This is a genomic window from Frankia sp. CcWB2 (assembly GCF_977927585.1).
Genome location: NZ_CDWRCM010000083.1, coordinates 1 through 5,835, shown reverse-complemented (window position 1 = coordinate 5,835; position 5,835 = coordinate 1). Strand labels below are relative to the sequence as shown.

The 5,835-nt window shown below is 70.4% G+C and carries 3 protein-coding genes and 2 pseudogenes; 3 read left to right on the top strand and 2 right to left on the bottom strand.

Going from position 1 to position 5,835, the window contains the following annotated elements; all coding sequences use genetic code 11:
• The 3 genes and pseudogenes from ACY45C_RS10860 to ACY45C_RS10850 form a co-directional block, all read left to right on the top strand.
• Positions 1–226, top strand: a pseudogene (locus tag ACY45C_RS10860) (recombinase RecB); the annotation flags it as partial.
• 347 nt (positions 227–573) lie between these two features.
• Complete coding sequence (locus ACY45C_RS10855) at positions 574–1,983, top strand: ABC transporter ATP-binding protein (RefSeq protein ID WP_462187493.1); 1,410 nt, start codon at positions 574–576, stop codon at positions 1,981–1,983.
• A gap of 4 nt (positions 1,984–1,987) precedes the next feature.
• Positions 1,988–4,519: an ABC transporter permease gene (locus ACY45C_RS10850; RefSeq protein ID WP_462187492.1), complete on the top strand. Its 2,532-nt coding sequence runs from the start codon at positions 1,988–1,990 to the stop codon at positions 4,517–4,519.
• 129 nt (positions 4,520–4,648) lie between these two features.
• On the opposite strand, the gene ACY45C_RS10845 is transcribed toward ACY45C_RS10850, so the two are convergent.
• Together ACY45C_RS10845 and ACY45C_RS10840 are read right to left on the bottom strand one after the other, a co-directional pair.
• The gene (locus tag ACY45C_RS10845; RefSeq protein ID WP_462187506.1) at positions 4,649–5,347 is read right to left on the bottom strand and encodes an endonuclease domain-containing protein; all 699 of its coding nucleotides are present in this window, start codon (positions 5,345–5,347) and stop codon (positions 4,649–4,651) included.
• Positions 5,348–5,665: 318 nt separating this feature from the next.
• A pseudogene (locus tag ACY45C_RS10840) lies at positions 5,666–5,800 on the bottom strand (type IV toxin-antitoxin system AbiEi family antitoxin domain-containing protein); the annotation flags it as partial.
• Positions 5,801–5,835: the final 35 nt, after the last annotated feature.

Below are 5,835 nucleotides of genomic sequence, written 5' to 3'. Positions count from 1 at the left end.
GGCCGACCTGCGGGCCACCGAGCGGCGGATCGAGGCCCTGTGGGCGGCGATCGACCGCGCGCACCGCACCGGGGACTGGCGCGCCACCCCGAACAGACTGTGTTCCTGGTGCGACCATCAGGCTCGATGCCCAGCCTTCGGCGGCACCCCACCACCGCTACCGCAGCAGACATCCATGGTGCCGCTCGACGAGGCCGCCCCCACCGTCTGCGAGGCGGACGGCTGATGGCGGTCTCAGGCCGGGCCCCGTTCCCCGCGGACAGCCCGTTTACGGTGCCGACATCCTCGGCTCGCCGGCGGCGGTGGCTCCACCGGGCCTCCTCGGGGGCACTCCAGATCACCCGATTACCAAAAGTAATATCGATCGGATCTTCAGTACTGCCAGCGGTACAGTCGGCGACGGCGAGATGCCGATCATCGTTCGGTCGTTGGGGAGATCGACCACGGTAGCCGAACGGCCGCCCCAGGTCAGTCGGGGCCGAGCGCAGGCAGGACAGGCACGACGTGTCGAGAGAGACCGTGTCGAGAGACGTCGAGAGAGACACAGCGCGCCGCGAGGGAGAGGACATCACGATGGCCCGACGGACCGGATCGTCCCGAGGCGGGAAGCGGGGCGCGGTCGCGGGCAGCCCGCCCGGCCGGGAGGACCGCGGGTCGCGGCCCGGCGAGTACGCTGCCGGCCGCGACGGCCGGGCTCCCGAGCACCCGGGCGGCCGGCGAGAAGACGGACCGGACGCCGCACCCGCGGCCCGCGCCGCCAAGCTGACGAAGGTCTATGGCTCCGGTGATACCATCGTCACGGCACTGCGCGAGATCAACCTGGCCTTCCCCCGCGGCCGATTCACCGCAATCATGGGGCCGTCCGGGTCGGGGAAGTCGACGCTGATGCACTGCCTGGCCGGGTTGGACACGGTCACCCGGGGACGGGTCTTCATCGGCAATGTGGACCTGTCCCGGCTGTCCGACAAGCAACTGACCCAGTTGCGTCGCGACCGCATCGGGTTCATCTTCCAGCAGTTCAACCTGCTGCCCACGCTGACCGCGGCCGAGAACATCACGCTGCCGTTGAGCATCGCCGGGCGTTCGCCGGACCGGGCCTGGATGCGCACCGTCGTTGACGCGGTCGGTCTCGCACCGCGGTTGAAGCACCGGCCGAGCGAACTCTCGGGCGGTCAGCAGCAACGGGTTGCCTGCGCGCGGGCACTGGTCACCCGGCCGGAGATCATCTTTGCCGACGAGCCGACCGGCAACCTCGACTCCCAGTCGGGAGCCGAGGTGCTGTCGTTCCTGCGTGACTCGGTCTCCGAACTCGGGCAGACAATCGTCATGGTCACCCACGACGCGACGGCGGCGTCCTACTCGGACGAAGTGATCTTCCTTGCCGACGGTCGACTCGTTGACGCGATCGCGAACCCGACCGCGGAGGAGGTGCTGGACCGGATGAAGCACCTCGACGCCGCCGCGGACGGCTTGGCGGCCGACGGCGAGATCGCTGACGGCCGGGACGGTGGCTTCGAAGAACACGACGCCGACAGGCGCACCCCCCGCTACCGCGACGACCATAACGACACCGACGGTCGCTACGGGCCTGCCGGTGGCTACCCAGACCAGGTCTACCCAGACCAGCCGACCTACGGGCGGGACGAGCACGATCCCTATCAGAGCCATTACCCGGAGCGGCGCACCGGCCAGTTCGAGGCAATCCCCGCCCCGGACCTCGGGCCCGACGCCGGTGGGCAGCCGGCCTCCAGGCGGGTCGGCGGCACGCGCCACGGTGAGGAGTACCACTCCGGCCGCTCCCACCACCGGCCGGTGCCGAGCCCTGGCGGCGGGCCTCCACTCACCGACCCCGGCCGCACCGGCGGTTTCGGTCCTCGCCCCGGCCATGTTGACGGCCCCGGCCATGTCGACGGCCCCGGCCGTGTTGACGGCGGACGGGACAGTTACCACCCGGATGACACGGAGCCGGCGGGCTGGACCTGAGCCGATGCTGCGCGCCACCCTCAAGAGCCTGCTGGCCCGCAAGGCCCGGCTGGTGCTCTCCATGCTGGCGGTCGTCGCCGGGGTGAGCTTCGTGACCGGGACCCTGGTCCTGACCGACACCCTCAACCGGACGTTCGACACCCTCTTCACCAACATCAACAAGAACGTCAGCGTCGCCGTGCGCTCGGTCAACGCGATCGACCCGACGAGCGACGTCGGCCGCCCGCCGCTACCGGCCTCGCTCCTCCCCACCACCGCCGGAGTGGACGGGGTGCGGGTGGCGGTTGGCAAGGTCAACGGCCAGGCCGTCCTCGTCGACCCGGCCACCGGCAAGCCCTCGAACACCAACGGTGCGCCGGGGATCGGTATCAGCTGGACCGGGGGTCAGCCCACCTCGGCGGAGGAGATCGCCGAGGGTCGCCCGCCCGGCCCCGGGGAGATCGTCGTCGACCGGGCGACCGCGGAGAAGCTCCACCTGCCGCTCGGGGCAAAGATCTCGGTGCAGACCAAGGGTCCGCCCGCGCAGTACACCCTGGTCGGCACCTTCCGGATCGGCGGTCAGGACAGTCTCGGGGGCGCCGCCATCACCGCGTTCGACACCGCCACCGCCCAGCGGGTCCTGCTCGCGCCCGACCGGTTCAGCGCGATCCACCTGGCCGCCGAGCCCGGCCTGACCCAGGAGGAGCTGCGGGCCCGAGTCGCCGCCGCGCTCCCGCCGGGTGTCGAGGCGATCACCGGCAGGCAGTTGGCGGATGAGAGCGCCAGTGCCGTGCAGAACGCCGTCAGCGGCTTCTCCACCTTTCTGCTGATCTTCGCCGCCATCTCGGTCTTCGTTGGCGCCTTCATCATCTTCAACACCTTCACGATGCTCGTCGCCCAACGGGTGCGGGAACTGGCCCTGCTGCGAGCGATCGGGGCGAGCAAACGTCAGGTCCAGGTGTCCCTGCAGGTCGAAGCGGCGCTGGTCGGCTTCGCCGGGGCCAGTGCCGGCCTGGTGGCCGGCACTGGGCTCGCGCTGCTGCTGCGCGCCGCCGTCGGCCTGTTCGGCGTGGAGCTGCCCAGCGGTGCGCTGGTCTTCCGCCCCCGCACCGTCGTGATCGCCTACACCGTCGGTGTGCTCATCACCGCCGCGGCGGCGTTCGTGCCAGCCCGCAAGGCCGCGTCGGTGCCACCGATCGCGGCGATGCGGGAGACCTACGTGCTGCCGACCCGCTCGCTGCGCTCCCGGGCGATCGCCGGGTCGGTGCTCACCGCGCTCGGCATCGTCCTGATGATCCTCGGCACTGCCTCGGCGGGCAAGCCGGGAGCCACCGCCGTCGGGGTGGGCGCGGCGGGGATCTTCCTCGGCGTCGCCACCCTCTCACCGCTGCTGTCCGGACCGATCATCCGGGTCCTCGGCGCACCGTTGGCGAGGATGTTCGGGGCCACCGGCCGGCTCGGCCGGGAGAACGCGATGCGCAACCCGCGCCGGACCGCCTCCACCGCCTCCGCGTTGATGATCGGACTCGCCCTGGTCAGCGCCTTCTCCGTGCTCGGACAGTCGATCAAGGAGTCGGTGCGGGAGACAGTGTCGAACAGCCTCGGCGCCAATTTCTACCTGACTCCCCAGAACTTCGGGCAGGGATTCAGCGGTGAGGTGGCTCGCGAGCTGGCCGGCAAGCCCGGCATCGAGATCGCCACGGGTCTTCGGGGCGGCCTGGTGAAGATCTCCGGGCAGAGCTCCCAGGTGCTGGCCGGCGACCCGGCGGGTCTGGTCAAGATGCTGGCCATCAAGGAGGTGACCGGTGACGTCCACGCCCTCGGCGACGGCACGATCCTGGCCGAGGACTCCACCGCCGCGGACCACCAGCTACGGGTGGGGCAGAAGGTCCCGGTCACCTTCGCTGACGGCCGCGCGGAGCTGACCCTGGTGGGCACCTACAAGAAGAGCCAGGTAGCCGGCAAGTGGATCATCTCCACGAGCGAGTTCGCCCGGCATTCCACCGATGACCTCGACCTGTTTGTCCTGGTGAAGAGGGCGAGCGGGGCAGACCCGGCGATGGTCCGGGCCGAGATCGCCACGGTGGTCAAGTCGTTCGCCACCGTGGCGGTCCGGGACCAGTCCGAGTTCGTCGCACAGCAGGAGAAGCAGGTCGACCAGCTGCTCGGGTTCATCTACGTGCTGCTGGCCTTGGCAGTCGTCATCGCACTGTTCGGTATCGTCAACACCCTGGCGCTCTCGGTAATCGAACGGACCCGGGAGATCGGTCTGCTGCGTGCGGTCGGCATGACGCGGTCGCAGATGAGGCTGATGGTCATCCTTGAATCAATGATCATCTCGGTCTTCGGAGCCGTGCTGGGCGTCGTCGTCGGGAGCATCTTCGGCTGGGCGCTGACGAAGGCGCTGGCCTCCCTGGGAATCAGCACGTTCGCCTACCCGGTACGGACGATCCTGCTCGTGGTCCTCACCGGGGCGATCCTCGGCGTGCTCGCCGCCGTCTTCCCCGCCCGGCGCGCCGCCCGCATGGACGTCCTGCGCGCCATCTCCGCCGTCTGACCCAGCACCCACCAGCACCGGCCAGCACCCGGAACGGGCGAATCCGGGGGAGCAAGGCACGGTCCCGGCCCCGCGAACCGTGCCTTGCTCCCCCGAACTCCCCCGGGCCCCCCGGGCTCCCCCGCCAGGTCACTGCTGCCGCTGGCGGAGGAGCATCTGCTCCACCATCTCCACGACGTATCTTCGCCGGCTCAGGGCATCGGCCCAGGTGAACCGGAGGAGTCTCCAGCCGAGGGCGAGCAGGGCGTTCTGCCGGACCCGATCCCGGAAGAGTGCGTGGGGATCCTCGTGGAAGGCGGCGCCGTCGGCCTCGACGGCCAGCAGACAACTGGGCCAGGCCATGTCCAGCCGCGCAACGAGCCCCGCAGATCGGCCCCTGCCGGCGGACGAGGTCGTCGGAGCCGAGCCCGAACCGCCGGGTGAGAGTTGGCCGGGCACGTCGGGCTCCCATACCGGCCATTGGAGCTGTTCGGGCGCCAGACCCGCATCGGTGAGCAACAACCGCAGTCGCGTCTCCAGCGGAGACTCGGCCCGTCGGTCGACCAGATCGAACCAACCTCGCCGTTCGGCTGTGCCCCAGCGGCGCGCGGCCGCCGCCCGCACCCGGTGGACGTCGTCCAGATGCCCGCCCCGCAGGGCGGCGTCCAACAGGCTGACCGCGGTCTCCCGATCACTGTCCAGCACGAGATCGGCCAAAGTCCGCTCGACCGTCGTCACCGGAATACCCGACAGCAGTCGCCGTTCGTCAGCGTCGCACCAGCCCCGGTGCACCACCAGCCCCGGAGTGTGCGCCACCGCGCCCACCGCAGGGGGGACAAGAAGATGCACCGACTCGGCCTGGTAGGCCGTTCGTCGCCGCCCCGTATCCGTTGCCTCGCGGGGAACCGACCCCGGCAGACCCGGCCGGGAGGGGTCTCCTGCCGGGGCGGAGCGGTCGATGGGAGACCGTGACGGCGAGCGCACGGAAATCGCACCATCGGGCCCCATCGGGCCGCGGGCTCGCCCCGTCCACAATGGCAGGGACCTCGGAAGACCCTCCAGGGCGAGAAGGCGCGCGGCGGTGACACCGCAGACAACGGCCCTGGGACGACCGACCAACGCAGCCCGCACGGACCCACGTACGGCATGGGCACCGGGCAGGAGGAACGTGCCCCGATAGGGAACCGACCACGCATCGTCGCGTATCAGCCGGTTGAGCTGACGCCGGGTGATACCGAACGCCCGGATCTGCGGCCAGGTGAGCATCCCGTCCTGGCGGGCGGCTAGACTTGTCTTCCGCACGTTCGTGCGATTAGCTAGCTGCTTGATCTCTTGTT